This is a genomic window from Micrococcus flavus (assembly GCF_014204815.1).
In the GTDB taxonomy this organism is placed as follows: Bacteria; Actinomycetota; Actinomycetes; order Actinomycetales; family Micrococcaceae; genus Micrococcus; species Micrococcus flavus.
Genome location: NZ_JACHMC010000001.1, coordinates 2,094,973 through 2,108,985, shown reverse-complemented (window position 1 = coordinate 2,108,985; position 14,013 = coordinate 2,094,973). Strand labels below are relative to the sequence as shown.

Annotated in this window: 11 protein-coding genes, 1 tRNA gene and 1 other RNA gene; 7 read left to right on the top strand and 6 right to left on the bottom strand. The window is 74.0% G+C overall.

Features of this window, described 5'->3' with window-relative positions:
* Window positions 1-136: 136 nt before the first annotated feature.
* Window positions 137-1,423 carry an aspartate kinase gene (locus BJ976_RS09750; protein ID WP_135030733.1) on the bottom strand — a complete coding sequence of 429 codons (1,287 nt, stop codon included), beginning with the start codon at window positions 1,421-1,423 and terminating at the stop codon, window positions 137-139.
* A gap of 215 nt (window positions 1,424-1,638) precedes the next feature.
* Here BJ976_RS09750 and BJ976_RS09745 point away from each other — a divergent pair, with 215 nt between their 5' ends.
* Together BJ976_RS09745 and BJ976_RS09740 are read left to right on the top strand one after the other, a co-directional pair.
* A complete protein-coding gene (locus BJ976_RS09745) occupies window positions 1,639-2,631 on the top strand; it encodes an ABC transporter ATP-binding protein (protein ID WP_135030734.1) in 993 nt (330 codons plus the stop codon).
* A complete protein-coding gene (locus BJ976_RS09740; RefSeq protein ID WP_135030735.1) occupies window positions 2,628-3,887 on the top strand; it encodes an ABC transporter permease in 1,260 nt (419 codons plus the stop codon). Before BJ976_RS09745 ends, BJ976_RS09740 begins: the two co-directional genes overlap by 4 nt.
* Before the next feature lie 11 nt (window positions 3,888-3,898).
* Here BJ976_RS09740 and recR read toward each other — a convergent pair whose 3' ends face one another.
* Together recR and BJ976_RS09730 are read right to left on the bottom strand one after the other, a co-directional pair.
* The gene (recR, locus tag BJ976_RS09735) at window positions 3,899-4,498 is read right to left on the bottom strand and encodes a recombination mediator RecR (protein WP_135030736.1); all 600 of its coding nucleotides are present in this window, start codon (window positions 4,496-4,498) and stop codon (window positions 3,899-3,901) included.
* A gap of 61 nt (window positions 4,499-4,559) precedes the next feature.
* On the bottom strand, window positions 4,560-8,108 hold the full coding sequence (locus BJ976_RS09730) for a DNA polymerase III subunit gamma and tau (RefSeq protein WP_135030737.1): 3,549 nt from the start codon (window positions 8,106-8,108) through the stop codon (window positions 4,560-4,562).
* A gap of 101 nt (window positions 8,109-8,209) precedes the next feature.
* Here BJ976_RS09730 and BJ976_RS09725 point away from each other — a divergent pair, with 101 nt between their 5' ends.
* Complete coding sequence (locus BJ976_RS09725) at window positions 8,210-8,872, top strand: malonic semialdehyde reductase (protein ID WP_135030738.1); 663 nt, start codon at window positions 8,210-8,212, stop codon at window positions 8,870-8,872.
* 19 nt (window positions 8,873-8,891) lie between these two features.
* On the opposite strand, the gene gluQRS is transcribed toward BJ976_RS09725, so the two are convergent.
* On the bottom strand, window positions 8,892-9,875 hold the full coding sequence (gene gluQRS / locus BJ976_RS09720; protein WP_135030739.1) for a tRNA glutamyl-Q(34) synthetase GluQRS: 984 nt from the start codon (window positions 9,873-9,875) through the stop codon (window positions 8,892-8,894).
* Window positions 9,876-9,899: 24 nt separating this feature from the next.
* Window positions 9,900-9,996: signal recognition particle sRNA small type (gene ffs / locus BJ976_RS09715), an RNA gene on the bottom strand.
* A 141-nt stretch (window positions 9,997-10,137) separates the two neighbouring features.
* Between ffs and BJ976_RS09710 the strand changes: the two genes are divergently transcribed.
* The 4 genes from BJ976_RS09710 to BJ976_RS09695 all read left to right on the top strand — a co-directional run bounded on the left by BJ976_RS09710 (window position 10,138) and on the right by BJ976_RS09695 (window position 13,013).
* Window positions 10,138-10,222 (top strand) — tRNA-Ser (locus BJ976_RS09710).
* Between the two features lie 150 nt (window positions 10,223-10,372).
* Window positions 10,373-11,602: a tyrosine-type recombinase/integrase gene (locus BJ976_RS09705; protein WP_167736965.1), complete on the top strand. Its 1,230-nt coding sequence runs from the start codon at window positions 10,373-10,375 to the stop codon at window positions 11,600-11,602.
* A 23-nt stretch (window positions 11,603-11,625) separates the two neighbouring features.
* The gene (locus BJ976_RS09700; RefSeq protein ID WP_184231856.1) at window positions 11,626-12,063 is read left to right on the top strand and encodes a hypothetical protein; all 438 of its coding nucleotides are present in this window, start codon (window positions 11,626-11,628) and stop codon (window positions 12,061-12,063) included.
* A gap of 55 nt (window positions 12,064-12,118) precedes the next feature.
* Window positions 12,119-13,013 (top strand): IS5 family transposase gene (locus BJ976_RS09695; RefSeq protein WP_184231855.1). Its coding sequence is split into 2 segments (ribosomal slippage): window positions 12,119-12,475 and window positions 12,477-13,013, totalling 894 coding nucleotides; the frame shifts between segments, so codons are not numbered across the junction.
* 135 nt (window positions 13,014-13,148) lie between these two features.
* Here BJ976_RS09695 and BJ976_RS09690 read toward each other — a convergent pair.
* A complete protein-coding gene (locus tag BJ976_RS09690) occupies window positions 13,149-13,898 on the bottom strand; it encodes a cytochrome c biogenesis CcdA family protein (protein WP_135030997.1) in 750 nt (249 codons plus the stop codon).
* Window positions 13,899-14,013: the final 115 nt, after the last annotated feature.

Sequence of the window (14,013 nt, the reverse complement as noted above, 5' to 3'; positions counted from 1 at the left end):
GCCCCTGACGACGCCGCCCCCGCACCTTCCTCGTGAAGGTGCGGGGGCGGCGTCGTGTCCGGGGTCGCGACTCGGGGAGACGACGACGCCCGCCCCGGTCCGACCGGGGCGGGCGTCGTGCGTCGTGGGCGGAGGGTCAGCGGCCGGTGCCCCCGTACACGGTGGCCTCGACCTCGGTGTCCAGGCCGAAGGCGGTGTGCACGGCGCGGACGGCGTCGTCGAGCTTGTCCTCGGAGGTGACCACGGAGATGCGGATCTCCGAGGTGGAGATCAGGTCCACGTTCACGCCGGCGTCGGAGAGGGCCTTGAAGAAGGTGGCCGAGATGCCGGGGTTCGAGCGCATGCCCGCGCCGATGAGGGAGAGCTTGCCGATCTCCCGGTCCGGGACGATCTCCTCGAAGCCGATCTGCTCCTGCGCCGCGCGCAGCGCCGCCATGGCCTCCTTGCCCTCCACGAGCGGCAGGGTGAAGGAGATGTCCGTGCGCCCCGAGCCCTGGCGGGACACGTTCTGCACGATCATGTCGATGTTCACGTTGGACTCGGCGATCACGCGGAAGATCTCGGCGGCCTTGCCGGGCACGTCCGGGACGCCGACGATCGTGACCTTGGCCTCGGAGCGGTCGTGGGCCACGCCGGAGACGATGGGCTGTTCCATGGGAGCGCCTTCCTCGAGGGTGATGGTGTCGTTCGGGTCGGGCATGATCCAGGTGCCCTCGTGGTCGGAGAAGGAGGAGCGCACGTGGATCGGCACGCCGAACCGGCGGGCGTACTCCACGGAGCGCAGGTGCAGGACCTTGGCGCCGGAGGCGGCCAGCTCGAGGGTCTCCTCCGAGGAGAGGCGCTCGAGCTTGCGGGCCGAGGGCACGACGCGCGGGTCCGCCGAGTACACGCCGTCCACGTCCGTGTAGATCTCGCACACGTCCGCGCCGAGCGCGGCCGCCAGCGCCACCGCGGTGGTGTCCGAGCCGCCGCGGCCCATGGTCGTGATGTCCTTCGACTCGGGGCTCATCCCCTGGAAGCCGGCGACGATGGCCACCGAGCCGGCGTCGAGGGCCTGCCGCACGCGCTCCGGGCTGACCTTCACGATCCGCGCGCGGCCGTAGGAGGCGTCCGTCATCATGCCGGCCTGCGAGCCGGTGAAGGAGCGGGCGTCCACGCCCTGCGCGTGGATGGCCATGGCCAGCAGGGACATGGAGATGCGCTCGCCCGCGGAGAGCAGGATGTCCATCTCACGGGCGGGGGCGTCGTCGGTGAGCTCGGCGGCGAGGTCGAGCAGCTCGTCCGTGGTGTCGCCCATGGCGGACACCACCACGCAGACCTCGTGGCCGGCGCGCTGCGTGGCGACGACGCGGCGGGCCACGCGCTGGATGCCCTCGGCGTCGGCCACGGAGGAGCCGCCGAACTTCTGGACGATCAGGCTCACGGGACGGGATCCTTCCGGACGGGGAGGCGGACGGGCCGGGGCCGGACGGCCCGGGAGGGACCGGCGCCGGGACGCGGCTGGGGTCAGTCTAGGGGCGCATGCCAGGGGCATCCGGCGGGTGACCCCCGACGTCCGCCTGGTGGACGAGGCCGGGGTCGGCGGGGATCATCCCGTGGTCGGATCCCCGGACGGCGGGCGGAGCCCAGGATGGGGGCATGACCACCACAGCCCTCCCCGCCCCCGGCGGCATCACCGCCCACGGCCTGGCGCGGTCCTTCGGCGCCGTGCACGCCGTGCGGGACGTGTCCCTCACCGCCCCCGCCGGGTCCGTGACCGCCCTCGTGGGCCCCAACGGCTCCGGCAAGACCACGCTGATGCTGATCCTCGCGACGCTGCTGCGTCCCGACCGGGGGTCCGTGTGCGTGGCGGGCGTGGACGCCATGACCGACCCGACGGCCGCCCGCGCCCGGCTGGGCTGGATGCCGGACACCCTCGGCGTGTGGGAGGCCCTGACCTGCCGGGACATCCTCGCCAGCCTGGGACGGCTGTACGGGATGGGCGCCGCCGACGCCGACGCCCGGGCCCGGGAGCAGCTGGCCTGGGTGGGGCTCGAGGAGTTCGCCGACCGGCCCGCGCGCGTGCTCTCCCGCGGCCAGCAGCAGCGCCTGTCCCTGGCCCGGGCCACGGTGCACCGGCCCGCGGTGCTGATGCTGGACGAGCCCGCCAACGGACTGGACCCCACCTCCCGGCTGCGCCTGCGCGACGACGTCCGGGCGATGGCCGCGCAGGGCACCGCCGTCCTCATCTCCTCGCACGTGCTCTCCGAGCTCGAGGAGATGGCGGACCGCGCGGTGTTCGTGAGCGAGGGCGCCACGGTGGCCGTGAAGGACCTCTCCGGCGCGGACGACACCGCCGCCGAGCGCCCGTACCGGATCGCCGGGCCCGACCCGTCGCGCCTGCCCGAGCTCGTCCGCGCCCTCGAGGCGCGCGGCGTGCTCCTGGCCGAGGGCCCCGAGCGGCACCGGCCCGGCGTCGTGGTGCACCTGCGCGGTGAGGACGCCGCGGCGGCCCTGCTGGCGGACCTGGTGGCCGCCGGGGTGCCCGTCAGCCGCCTCGCCCCCGAGGGCTCACGCCTCGAGAACGCCTACCTGGACCTCGCCCTCGACGGCGGCGCCCACCCCCAGCGCATCGAAGGAGACCGCGCATGAGCACCGCCCTGGACACCCGCCCCACCCCCGGCGCCGCGCCGCAGGGACCCGGCCCGGGCGCCGCGGGCCTGTCCGGCGGCGCCGCCCTGCGCACCGTGGTGGGCATGGAGCTGCGCCAGCGGCTGCGCTCGCGCGGCTGGTACGTGCTGCTGGGCCTGTTCTTCCTGCTGGTCGGCGCCGTCACCCTCGGGGCCCTGGGGCTGCGCGCCCTCAGCGCCGGGGAGATGACCGGCATGAGCGCCGCCGACCAGGAGGCTGCGCTGCGCACGGCCGGACAGTGGATGTTCGACGGCGTCCTCATGTTCACCCTCACCCTCGCCCTGCTCGTGGCGCCGGCGCTGGCGGCCAACGCCATCTCGGGTGACCGGGCGGGCGGCACGCTCGCGATCACCCAGGTGACGCTCCTGTCCACGTGGCAGCTCATGGCCGGCAAGTGGCTGGCGGCGTGGATCGCCTCGGCCGCGTTCGTGGCCGCGGCCCTGCCCTGGCTCGTGGTCGCGGCCGTGGTGGGTCGCGTGAATCCCCTGTACGTCCTGGTCGGGATCCTGATGATCCTCGTGGAGTTCGCGGTGGTGACCGGGATCGGCGTGGCCGTCTCCGCGATCGCCGGGCGCACCCTGTTCGCCGTCGTCGTGACGTACCTGCTCGTGGCGGCGCTGACCATCGGCTCCGTGGTGGCGCTGGTGCTCTCGATGCAGTTCACCTCGCTGACGGTGCGCGCGAGCCAGCCCGAGCACGCTTCGCCGGAGGAGACCCTCTCCGAGGAGGAGGCGGCCGGCATGACCGAACAGGAGTGGGACGCGTACTACGCCGAGCAGCAGCGCCGGTTCCCCGAGGCGTTCGACTCCATCGCGGACCGCTGCGTGGGTCCGGTGACGGACCAGGAGGTCCTCGACGGGCGCCGGGTGGCCTGGCTCGTGGCGCCGAACCCCTTCGTGGTGGTGGCGGACGCCTCCCCGTGGATCGCGCGTCCGGCCGGGTCGTCGGGCGGCCTCGCCCCGGACGTGGGGCCCTTGAACGGGCTGTCCGCGGCGTACCGGCAGGCGCAGCGGGACCCGCGGGCGTCGGTGGAGTGCCTCGACGGCGAGCTGCGCGGGATCGACCAGATGGCGACGCCGGCCCGCGAGGGCACGTGGCCGATGTGGCCGCTGGGACTGGCCATGCAGGGCGCGCTGACCGCGGGTCTGCTGTGGTGGGGACACCGCCGGCTGGACACCCCGGCCGGACGGCTCGCCGCCGGCACGCGGGTGGCCTGAGCGGGGGCGGGTCAGCCGGCGATCGGGCGACGGCCCTCGAAGGCGCGGCCGAGGGTGACCTCGTCCGCGTACTCGAGGTCGCCGCCCACCGGCAGGCCGGAGGCGAGCCGGGTGACGCGGATGCCGGTGGCGCCGAGGAGGCGGCCCAGGTAGGTGGCGGTGGCCTCGCCCTCGAGGTTCGGGTCCGTGGCGAGGATGACCTCCTGGACGGTCTCGTCCTGGAGGCGGGTGAGCAGCTCACGCACGTGCAGCTGCTCGGGGCCGATCCCGGCGATCGGATTGATGGAGCCGCCGAGCACGTGGTACCGGCCGGAGAAGGCGCGGGTGCGCTCCATGGCCATGACGTCCTGGGACTCCTCGACCACGCAGATCTGGCTGCGGTCCCGGCGCTCGTCCCGGCAGAGCCGGCAGACCTCCTCCTCCGACACGTTGAAGCACACGGTGCACAGGCGCACCTTGTCCTTGACGGTGCGGATCGCCTCGGCCAGGCGGAGCATGTCCGCGGCGTCCGCATCCATGATGTGGAAGGCGATGCGCTGGGCGGACTTCGGGCCGATGCCCGGAAGTCGGCCGAGCTCGTCGATCAGCTCCTGGACGGCACCGTCGTACACGTCTCACCGTCCTCTCCTGGGGGCACGCGGGTGCCCGTCCTCCTGCGGGTGCTGCGGCGGGTCAGAAGCCGCCCTCGTGGGGCCGCTCCTCGAGCAGGCGGGCGCCCAGCAGACGCTCCACCACCGGCCGGCCGACCAGGCCGGACTCCTCGAGGGAGACGTCGTCCTCACTGGCCACCTCGTCCGACCAGTCTACGGACGGGGCGGACGCCGCAACGGGGCCGGCGGGCGCGTCGTCGTCCGGCCTCGCCCCGCTGCCGCGTGCCGCCTCGCGGGCGGCACGGATGGCGGCGGCCCGGGGGTCGACGCTGGCGGTGTCCGCGGGCGGTGCGTGGTCGGGCGCATCCGGTCCGTCGAGCGCCGAGGCGCTGGGCCGCCCGCCCGAGCCTGCCGCAGCGCCCGGTCCGGGCCGACCCGCGTTGACCGGCGGGTCGAGCGGGCCCCCGGCCTCGAGCCGCTCCATGAGCGCGCCGAACCAGCTGTCCGGGTGGCCTGCGCCGCGGCCTTCGGCACGGGTCGAGGCGGCAGCGTCCGAGCCCGGGGTGGGGGACGCGTCCTCGTGGTGCTCCGCAGGCACGCCGGGGTCCGGCGTGTCGTCCGCGGTGGGGCGGGCTGGGGACTCGGCGACGGGTTCCTCCGTCCCGGAGGCCGCGGCCTGCGGGTCCTCGCGGACGTCGGCCGTCCGTTCGGCCTCGTTCTCCGCCGCGTCCTGCCCGTACCGGTCGGGCTCCCCGGCGAGCGCGGCCCGGACGGCCGCCCTCGGTCGGTCGGGGTCGGCGTCGTCGTCGCCGGCGGTCTCGTCCCCGGCGGGCTGCGCCGCAGCGCGACCGGCGTCGAAGCCGGCCGGCCGCGTGCCGCCGAAACGTGCGGCGAACTCGGCGCGCAGCTCGGCCTCGGGCTTGGCGAACACCGGGATGGTGTGCTCCTCCTCGCGGACGAGCGGCCCCGGGTCGTAGGCGCGGCGCACGTCGGCGTCGCTGGGGGCGGGGGTCACCTCGGCGGGCCGGTCCGGCTCGGGCGACGACGGCGCGGCGGCCCCCTGCCCGGCGGCGTCGCCGGCGGGGGTGCGCCCAGCGGGAGGGCCCCAGTCCTGCGGGGTCGGCACGTCATGGGCGGGCTCGGCGGGGGCTCCGGGGGCGGACTCCTCCGCGTCGTCCTGGTCCGGGGTCCAGCCCTCGGGTCCGGGGGAGTCCTCCATGTCCGCGTCCGGGTCGAACTCGGGCAGGGCGTCCCATGGGTCCTCGGGGGGCGGCGGGGCGTCCTCCCAGGCGGGGGGCGCCTCGTCCGCGCTGCCCCAGCCCTGCGGGGCGGGTGCTGCGGGCGGGGTGGTGTCCGCCGTCCCGGGGCGAGCGCCTGACCGGGCGTCCGCCGAGGCAGGGGGGCGTGGCGCGGCGGGGGCGTGCCCGCCGACCGGCGCGGACGGCGACGACAGGTCCGTCGGCTGCTCCGGGCGGTCGGGTCGAGACGGGGTCGTCCGGCCCTGGGCGGGGTCGGCCTGCGGGGCGGGCGAGGGCCAGGACGTGGCCACCGGGAGGTCCTGGGCGGGCGCACGCTCGGCCGGAACGGATCGCGGGGCGGACTCGGCCGGTGTCCGGCGCCCGGGGGCCGCTGGCCCTGGGGCGGCCCGCTCGGCCGACGGCCGGGTCGACGCCGGGCCCTCCGCGCGCTCCGGCGCGGGGCCTCGGCCCTGCCGCGGACCCTGCGGGGGCGCGGGCCGGTCCGGTCGGGAGGGCCCGCCGCCGTCCTGCGGGCCGTCGCCGCCCAGGATGAGGTCCAACTCGGGCCGGATGCCGAGGACCCGGTGCACGGCCTCGGCCAGCACCTGGTCGCCCTGACGGGAGAGCAGGGAGCGGCGCGGGCCGTCCTGGGTGAAGGCGATGGTGAGCAGGTCGCCGTCGTAGCCGGCTACCGAGGCGTTGTCCTTCACCAGCATCCACACCAGGCGCGAGGAGTCCTCGACCGCGCCCAGGATGTCCGGCCATGCGCGGCGCACCTTCTCCACCTGGCTCGGTGCGGCGGCAGCGGGGGCCGGCGCAGGGGCGGGTGCGGGCTCGGCTGCGGGCCCGGCCGGCTCGGCGGCCGGGCGCGGGGTGTCCCCCGGCGTCGGGGCCGGCCGGGCGTCCTCTGTCGGTGGCGCGGGGCGGGCCGGAGTCTCGGGACGAGCCGCAGTCTCCGGGCGTGCCGGGGCCTCAGGACGTGCCGGTGCCTCAGGGGAGGGCGCGGGGTCCCGGTCGGCCTGTCGTCCGGCTCCCGGGCCGGCGGGCTGCTCCGCCCCCCGCTCCGGGGCCGGCTGCGGAGCCGGGTCCGGCGCCGCAGCCGTGGTCTCCGCGCGCCGCGCGGCGGCGCGGGCGAGCGCGGCCCCGCTCAGCGCCTCCGTCCCGTCCGCCGCGCCCCGGGAGGCGGACGCGCCGGAGGGGGCACCGCCGTCGTCGTCGGCGAGGGGGGCGCCGGCGCCGACACGACGCTCGAGGGCCTCCAGGCGGGCGGCCAGGCCGCGGTGCGAATCATCCGTGGCGGGCAGCATGAGGCGCGCCATGAGCAGCTCGAGGTGCAGCCGGGGGCTCGTGGCGCCCACCATGTCCGTCAGGGCCAGGTTGGTGACGTCCGCGAGGCGGGAGAGCTCGGACCGGGAGAGCTGGGCGGCCTGCGCGGCGAGCCGGCGGACCTGGTCCTCGGGCATGCCGTGCAGGATGGCGCCGGCCTCGTCCGGCAGGGCGCGGGCGATCACCAGGTCGCGGAACCGGTCCAGCAGGTCCTCCACGAACCGGCGCGGGTCCTGGCCGGACTGCACCACGCGGTCCGCCACGCGGAACACGGTGGGGGTGTCGTCCGCGGCGACGGCGTCGATCACGTCGTCCAGCAGCGCCTCCGGGGTGAACCCGAGCAGGCTGACGGCGAGCTCGTACGAGACCTGCCCCTGTTGGGCGCCGCCGATCAGCTGGTCCAGCACGGACAGGGTGTCCCGCACCGAGCCGGTGCCCGCGCGCACCACGAGCGGCAGGACCCCGGGCTCCACCCGCACGCCCTCCTCCTGGCACAGCTGCTCCAGGTGGGCGATCAGCGGCTCCGGGGGCACCAGGCGGAACGGGTAGTGGTGGGTGCGCGAGCGGATGGTGCCGATCACCTTGTCCGGCTCCGTGGTAGCGAAGATGAACTTGAGGTGCTCCGGCGGCTCCTCCACGATCTTCAGCAGCGCGTTGAAGCCGGCCGCCGTGACCATGTGGGCCTCGTCGATGATGAGGATCTTGAAGCGGTCCCGCACCGGGGCGAACGTGGCCCGCTCGCGCAGCCCGCGCGCGTCGTCCACGCCGCCGTGGCTGGCGGCGTCGATCTCCAGGACGTCCAAGGAGCCGGGGCCGCCCGTGGCGAGGTCCCGGCACGAGTCGCACTCCCCGCAGGGCGTGGGCGTGGGGCCCTGCGCGCAGTTCAGGCAGCGCGCCAGGATCCGGGCGGACGTGGTCTTGCCACAGCCGCGCGGGCCGGAGAAGAGGTAGGCGTGGTTCACGCGGTCCTTGGACAGCGCGGTCCGGAGCGGCACGGTGACATGGTCCTGTCCGATCACGTCCTCGAACCGGTCGGGGCGGTAGCGGCGGTACAGGGCGGTGCTCACCCGCGTCAGCCTATCCGGTGGGTCCGGACACGATAACGGCGCTCCCCACCGTCCGGCGGCTGCCGGGAATCCGGGGGGCGAGCCCCGGCGTTGCCCCCGCCATGACCGCCGAGATGCACCACGACGCCGAGGACACCGCTCATCCCACGCAGCCGCAGGCCGACGCCGGCCGACTGGACCGGGAGGCGATCGACCACCTGTTCGCCGACGGGCACACCACCCAGCTCTTCACCGACGAGCCGGTGGACCCCGAGCTGGTCCGCCGCGCCTACGAGGACCTGCGCTGGGCGCCGACGGCCATGAACAGCCAGCCCCTGCGCCTGGACGTCATCGCGTCCCCCGAGGCGAAGCGGCGCCTGCTCCCGCACATGATCGCGTTCAACAGGGAGAAGACGGAGCGCGCGCCGCTGACCCTGATCGCCTCCTACGACCTCGACTGGCACCGCCACATGGGCCACCTGGCCCCCTTCCGCGAGGGCTTCGAGCAGGACGCCGAGGGCAAGGCGGGGATGCGCGAGGGCATGGGCCGGCTCAACGCCGCCATCCAGATCGGCTACCTGCTGATGGCCCTGCGCGCCCACGGGCTCGAGGTGGGCCCCATGGCCGGGTTCAGCAACGACGGCGTCGACGCCGAGTTCCACGCCGACCGCGCCTGGCGCTCGCTCGTGGTCATCAACGTGGGCCACGCCCCGGCCGACGACGAGAAGGCCCAGCAGCCGCGCCAGGGCCGGCTCGAGTTCGAGCAGGCCGCGCAGGTCCTCTGAAACGCGCCGACGGCCGCCGTCAGAGACGCCCGGGGAACACCCACGGCTCCCGGGGCAGCGCGGCCGGGTCGAACGCGGCCACGGCGTCCGCCAGGGGGCTGGCCGGCAGGCCCAGGGACGCCAACAGCCGGTCCCGCACGGCCTCCAGCGTCCAGGCGGGGTCCTCGGCGGCCAGGTCGGCCAGGGTGACCGCGCCGTCGCGCTTGGCCAGGCGACGCCCCTGCGCGTTGAGCACGAGCGGCACGTGCAGGTGCTCCACCGCTGCGTCGGGGCGTCCCTGCGCCTGGGCGATCCGTGCCGCCAGCCACCGCTGGCGGGGTGCGGAGTCCAGCAGGTCGTCCCCGCGGACCACCTGGTCCACGCCCTGGGCCGCGTCGTCGACGACAACCGCCAGGTTGTACGCCCACGCGCCGTCGTTGCGGCGCAGCACGAGGTCGTCCACGAGTCCCGTGACCTCGCCGTGCAGCAGGTCGCGGGCGGAGGCCTCCGGGACCGAGCCTTCCGGCAGGCCGGCCACGCGGGCCGCGTCGATGCGCAGCGCGGCGGGGCGCTCGCGGCGTCGCTCGGCGCGCTCCGCCTCCGTCAGGCCGCGACACGTGCCGGGGTAGAAGCCCGGAGGCCGCAGCGGGGCGGGCGGGGCGTCGTCGTCCGTGGCGTCCCCGGCCTGCGGCGCGGAGCCGGCCTGCGCGATGTCCTTCCGGGAGCAGAAGCACTCGTACACGGCATCCGGCCCGTGGGCGGCGCGCAGGGCGGCGACGGCGCCCTCGTACAGGGCTGATCGCTCGGACTGGCGGACGGGTGCGGCGTCCCACTCCAGGCCCACGGCCCGCAGATCCGTGAGCTGCTCGGCCTCGGCGCCGGAGCGCACCCGGTCCAGATCCTCGATCCGAAGCCAGAAGTCCCGGCCCGAGGCGCGGGCCGCGAGCCACGCGACGATCGCGGTGCGCAGGTTGCCCAGATGCAGGGTCCCGGTGGGGGAGGGGGCGTAGCGGCCGGCGGGCATGGGGCCTCCCTCGGGCTCGGGGAAATCGAAGACCCCCCACGCACCTGCCAGAGCCCACCTACCCTTGCTACCTTCCGGTCCTGGGGGAGTTCGGCGAGATGACACCACGTGAGGGGCCATCCGAGAGTCTAGCAGTGGCCGCTCCGCGGCGCGACGTCGGAGCGGGGTCCGGGGACGGTGGGGGTCCGAGTGGCACCGTGTGCTGCGATCTGGTTATGATGAAGCCTGCCCTTGAGCGGTCCGCCGCGCAGGGGCACGCCAAGGAGGATTCGCCTAGCGGCCTATGGCGCACGCCTGGAACGCGTGTTGGGTTCACGCCCTCGGGGGTTCAAATCCCCCATCCTCCGCGAGAAGGCCCCGAACTCCGCATGAGTTCGGGGCCTTCCGCATGTCTGGGCCAATTTTGGCCGGTAGCCCTACGTTCACAAGTCCCCATGAGGCCCCACGATATGACACTATTCCTGGCACATAGCTGTCACGACAGGACGGGGGCCGACATGGCCGGCAAGCGGCTACCGCGCGGGATCGACCGACTTCCCTCCGGCACCTACCGAGCCCGGCTGACCGTGGACAACATCGTCCACACCATCGGCACGTTCGGGACCATCGGCGACGCACGGGCCGCCCTGGACATCGCCCGCGCCGAGAAGGCCCGCGGCACGTTCACCCCGCCGGCCATCCGCCGCGAGCGCCTGAAGGCCGAACAGGCCGCCCGCCGGGCACAGGCCGACGTGGACGCCCGCACCGTGCGAGAGCTGGCCGAGGCATGGTTGCAGTGGCACCGCGAGCGCGGGCTGAAGATCGGCAGCGTCTACACCTACCAGCGCCACCTAGAGGCCCACTTCCTCCCGGAGTACGGGGACCGGCGCGTCTCGGACGTGACAGCGCTGGAGCTGAACGAATGGCTGGACGCCCTGGAGCGGGCCAGCGGCGCGGACGCCGCCGCACGCATTCACCGGGACGTGTTCGCCCTGTTCAAGTTCGCCACCGGCGACGCCGCCGAGCTGCCCCGCGGATTCACCCCGTGGCTGCTGACTTCGCCCGTCCCGCCGCTGGCCGCCCGCAAGCTGCGCCGCCCGAACCTGCCCACGCGGAACCGCGACGTGCTGGCAGCTGAGGACGTGGCCGCGCTCGCGGGCCACATGAGCTACCCGGAGGACCGGCTGATCGTGCTGCTTTCCGGCTGGGCCGCGCTCCGGCTGGGGGAGGTGCTGGCCCTGCGACGCCGTCACTTCCAGGCCGACGACGACGGCGTCCTGTGGCTGCGCGTGGAATCCCAGGTCCAGGCCCGCGGCTCCGGCGTCCGCGAGGACACCCCCAAGTCGGCCGCCCGATTCCGCGCGATCCCCGTTCCGAGCGCTATTCACGCGGCCACCGTGGCCCACCTGGCAGAGCACACCGGCCCGGACCCGGACGCGCTGCTGTTCCCCCGCCGCGGCCCCGGGAACCGGCTCAACAACCCGAACACGATCCGCAAGCGCTTCAACGCCGCCCTGGACGTGCTCAACCGCGAGCGCGTCCGCGCCGGCGGGCATCCCGTGGAGGACTTCACGTTCCACGGGCTGCGACACACCGCCCTGACCCGATTGGGCCAGGCCGGGGCCACCACGGCCGAGCTGCGCGCCTACGCGGGCCACTCGGACAGCAAGAGCGTGGAGATCTACCAGCACGCCGAGCGGGGCCGCCTGGCCGCGCTCGCGGACAAGATGGGAGCAACTGGGACGTGAACAGGGACCTGAACACAGGGGGCATGAACGCGGGTGACTCGCCGTCGGAGGAATACGGGTACGAATGGGTGACGGAGTACAGCCTGATCTGCACAGACCGGGGCCGGCATAAGCGCACCGAACTGGCCCTGATCGACGGCGATGGGAACCCCGCCGCCTTCCAGGTTCGGCAGCTGCCGTCGGGAGGGACGCGCGAGGCCCGGAAGAACCAGACCATCCGGGAGTGGTCGCCCAACGGCTGGCGCACGACCAGGGCCGCGCCATCGTTCACGCGCGGTGGGCGTAGAGGCGAGCCGGTCACGTTGCCCAACGGCAACACCGGCACTCGCGGGGCTGGAACGGAGTTCCGATGCCCACGCTGCCGCCGCACCATGCGCTACACCGCAGACCGCTTCGGCCAGCTCGTGGCGAAGATCGTCGCGCACGACATACGGGAACTGGACCTGTCGATCCTGGAGTAACCACTAGGGCGTGTCTGAGAATGGATCCAGGGGGCCAGCTGACACCCTGGAAGGCATGTCCCGCTTCCAGATGCTCTCCGATGCCCAATGGGAGTTGATCGCCCCGATGCTCCCGACCCGGACCGGCAGGGCCGGCAGGCCGTTCTCGGACGCCCGCACGATGGTGGAGGCGATCATCTACCGATATCGGTGCGGGATTGCATGGAGGGACCTGCCCGAGGTCTACGGGCCCTGGCAGACCGTATGGACGTGGCATCGGCGCATGGCCGAAGAGGGCACCTGGGATGCGGTGCTGGCGAGGCTGACAACTGCCGCGGACGCCGAAGGCCTGATCGATTGGTCGGTCTCGGTGGACTCCACGATCGCCCGCGCCCACCAGCACGCGACGAACATCACCCGCCACACAGGGGGATGGATCGAACTACAGGAATCTGCATGAGGAGCCGGCCGATCACGGCATCGGGCGCTCCCGGGGAGGGCTGAGCACGAAGATCCATCAGCTCGTCGATGGGACCGGGCTGCCGCTGGTCAGCCTGATCACCCCCGGCCAAGCCGGGGACTCCCCGATGCTGCTGCCGCTGCTGGGGCGGCTGCGCGTGGCACGGCCGGTAGGGCGGCCCCGGACCCGCCCCGAGGCGGTGCTGGGCGACAAGGCGTACTCCTCCCGGGCGATCCGCACCCACCTGCGTGCCCGCCGGATCAAAGCCGTGATCCCCGAGCCGGCGGATCAGCAGGGCCACCGCAGGCGCCGCGGCTCGGCCGGTGGCCGTCCCGTGGGCCTGGACTCGCAGGCTTACAAGGGCCGGAACGTGATCGAGCGCCAGTACGCGCACCTGAAGCAATGGCGGGGCCTGGCGACCCGGTACGACAAGTACGCGATCGTCTACCGGGCCGCCGTGGTGTTGAACGCTGTGCTCGCGTGGTCCAAACGATTGTCAGACATGCCCTAGGCGTCTTCATCCTGATCAGCGGCGGAGCCTTCGGCCTCTGAGCACACCCGTCACCGACCACTCAGGGCCCTCGTCCCCGTCCCATCGGCCCGGTCACTCCTCAGTAACCGGTCCGGTGGGGCGGGGTTTCTGGTTTTAGACGGGGGTGGTGAAGGTGCCGGCGAGGCTCTGCAGCTGGTACATCCACAGCATCCAGAGCCCGGAGACCATCAGAATCCCGACCCCCACCAGCAGGGATCCGCCGATGATGTTGAATACCCGGATGTTGCGGCGGACGTAGGACAGGGCGTTGGTGACCCAGCTGATCCCCGCCGCGGCCAGCAGGAATGGGATGCCCAGTCCCAGGCAGTAGAGGAAGCCCAGCAGGGCCCCGCGCCAGGGATCGCCGGTGGTGGTGCTCAATGCCAGCACGGCGCTGAGTGTCGGGCCGATGCAGGGAGTCCAGCCCAGCCCAAAGACGACCCCGAGCACCGGGGCCCCGGCCAGGCCCGTCCGGGGGGCCAGGGTGGGTTTGATCGTGCGCTGGAAAAAGGGCAACTTGCCAACCATGGCCAGGCCCATAACGATCACCAGGACGCCCAGGACGCGGATCATCGGGTCCTGCCAGCGCACCAGCCAGTGACCGATCGTGCCGAAGGCGGCCCCGTAGAGGGTGAAGACCGCGGCGAAGCCCAGGATGAACAGCCCGACCCCGGTCAGCACCCGGCGGCGGTTGTCCGGATGTGTGGGGTTGGCCAGCCCGGAGACGTAACCGAGGTAGCCGGGCACCAGCGGCAGGATGCACGGGGACAGAAACGAGACGATCCCTGCGATCATCGCCAGCGGTGCGGCAATGAGCAGAGCCCCGGAGTTGACGGTCTCGGCGAAGTAGTTCCCGATGCTCACACCGAGCCCCTTCTCCTGCCGTCCGACAATGGGACGGGCAGGAGCCGGGATGGTTCGGTCAGCGGGACATCAGAGTGGGGCACGATTGCGCGGACCTCCTGGGATCGGGCCATGG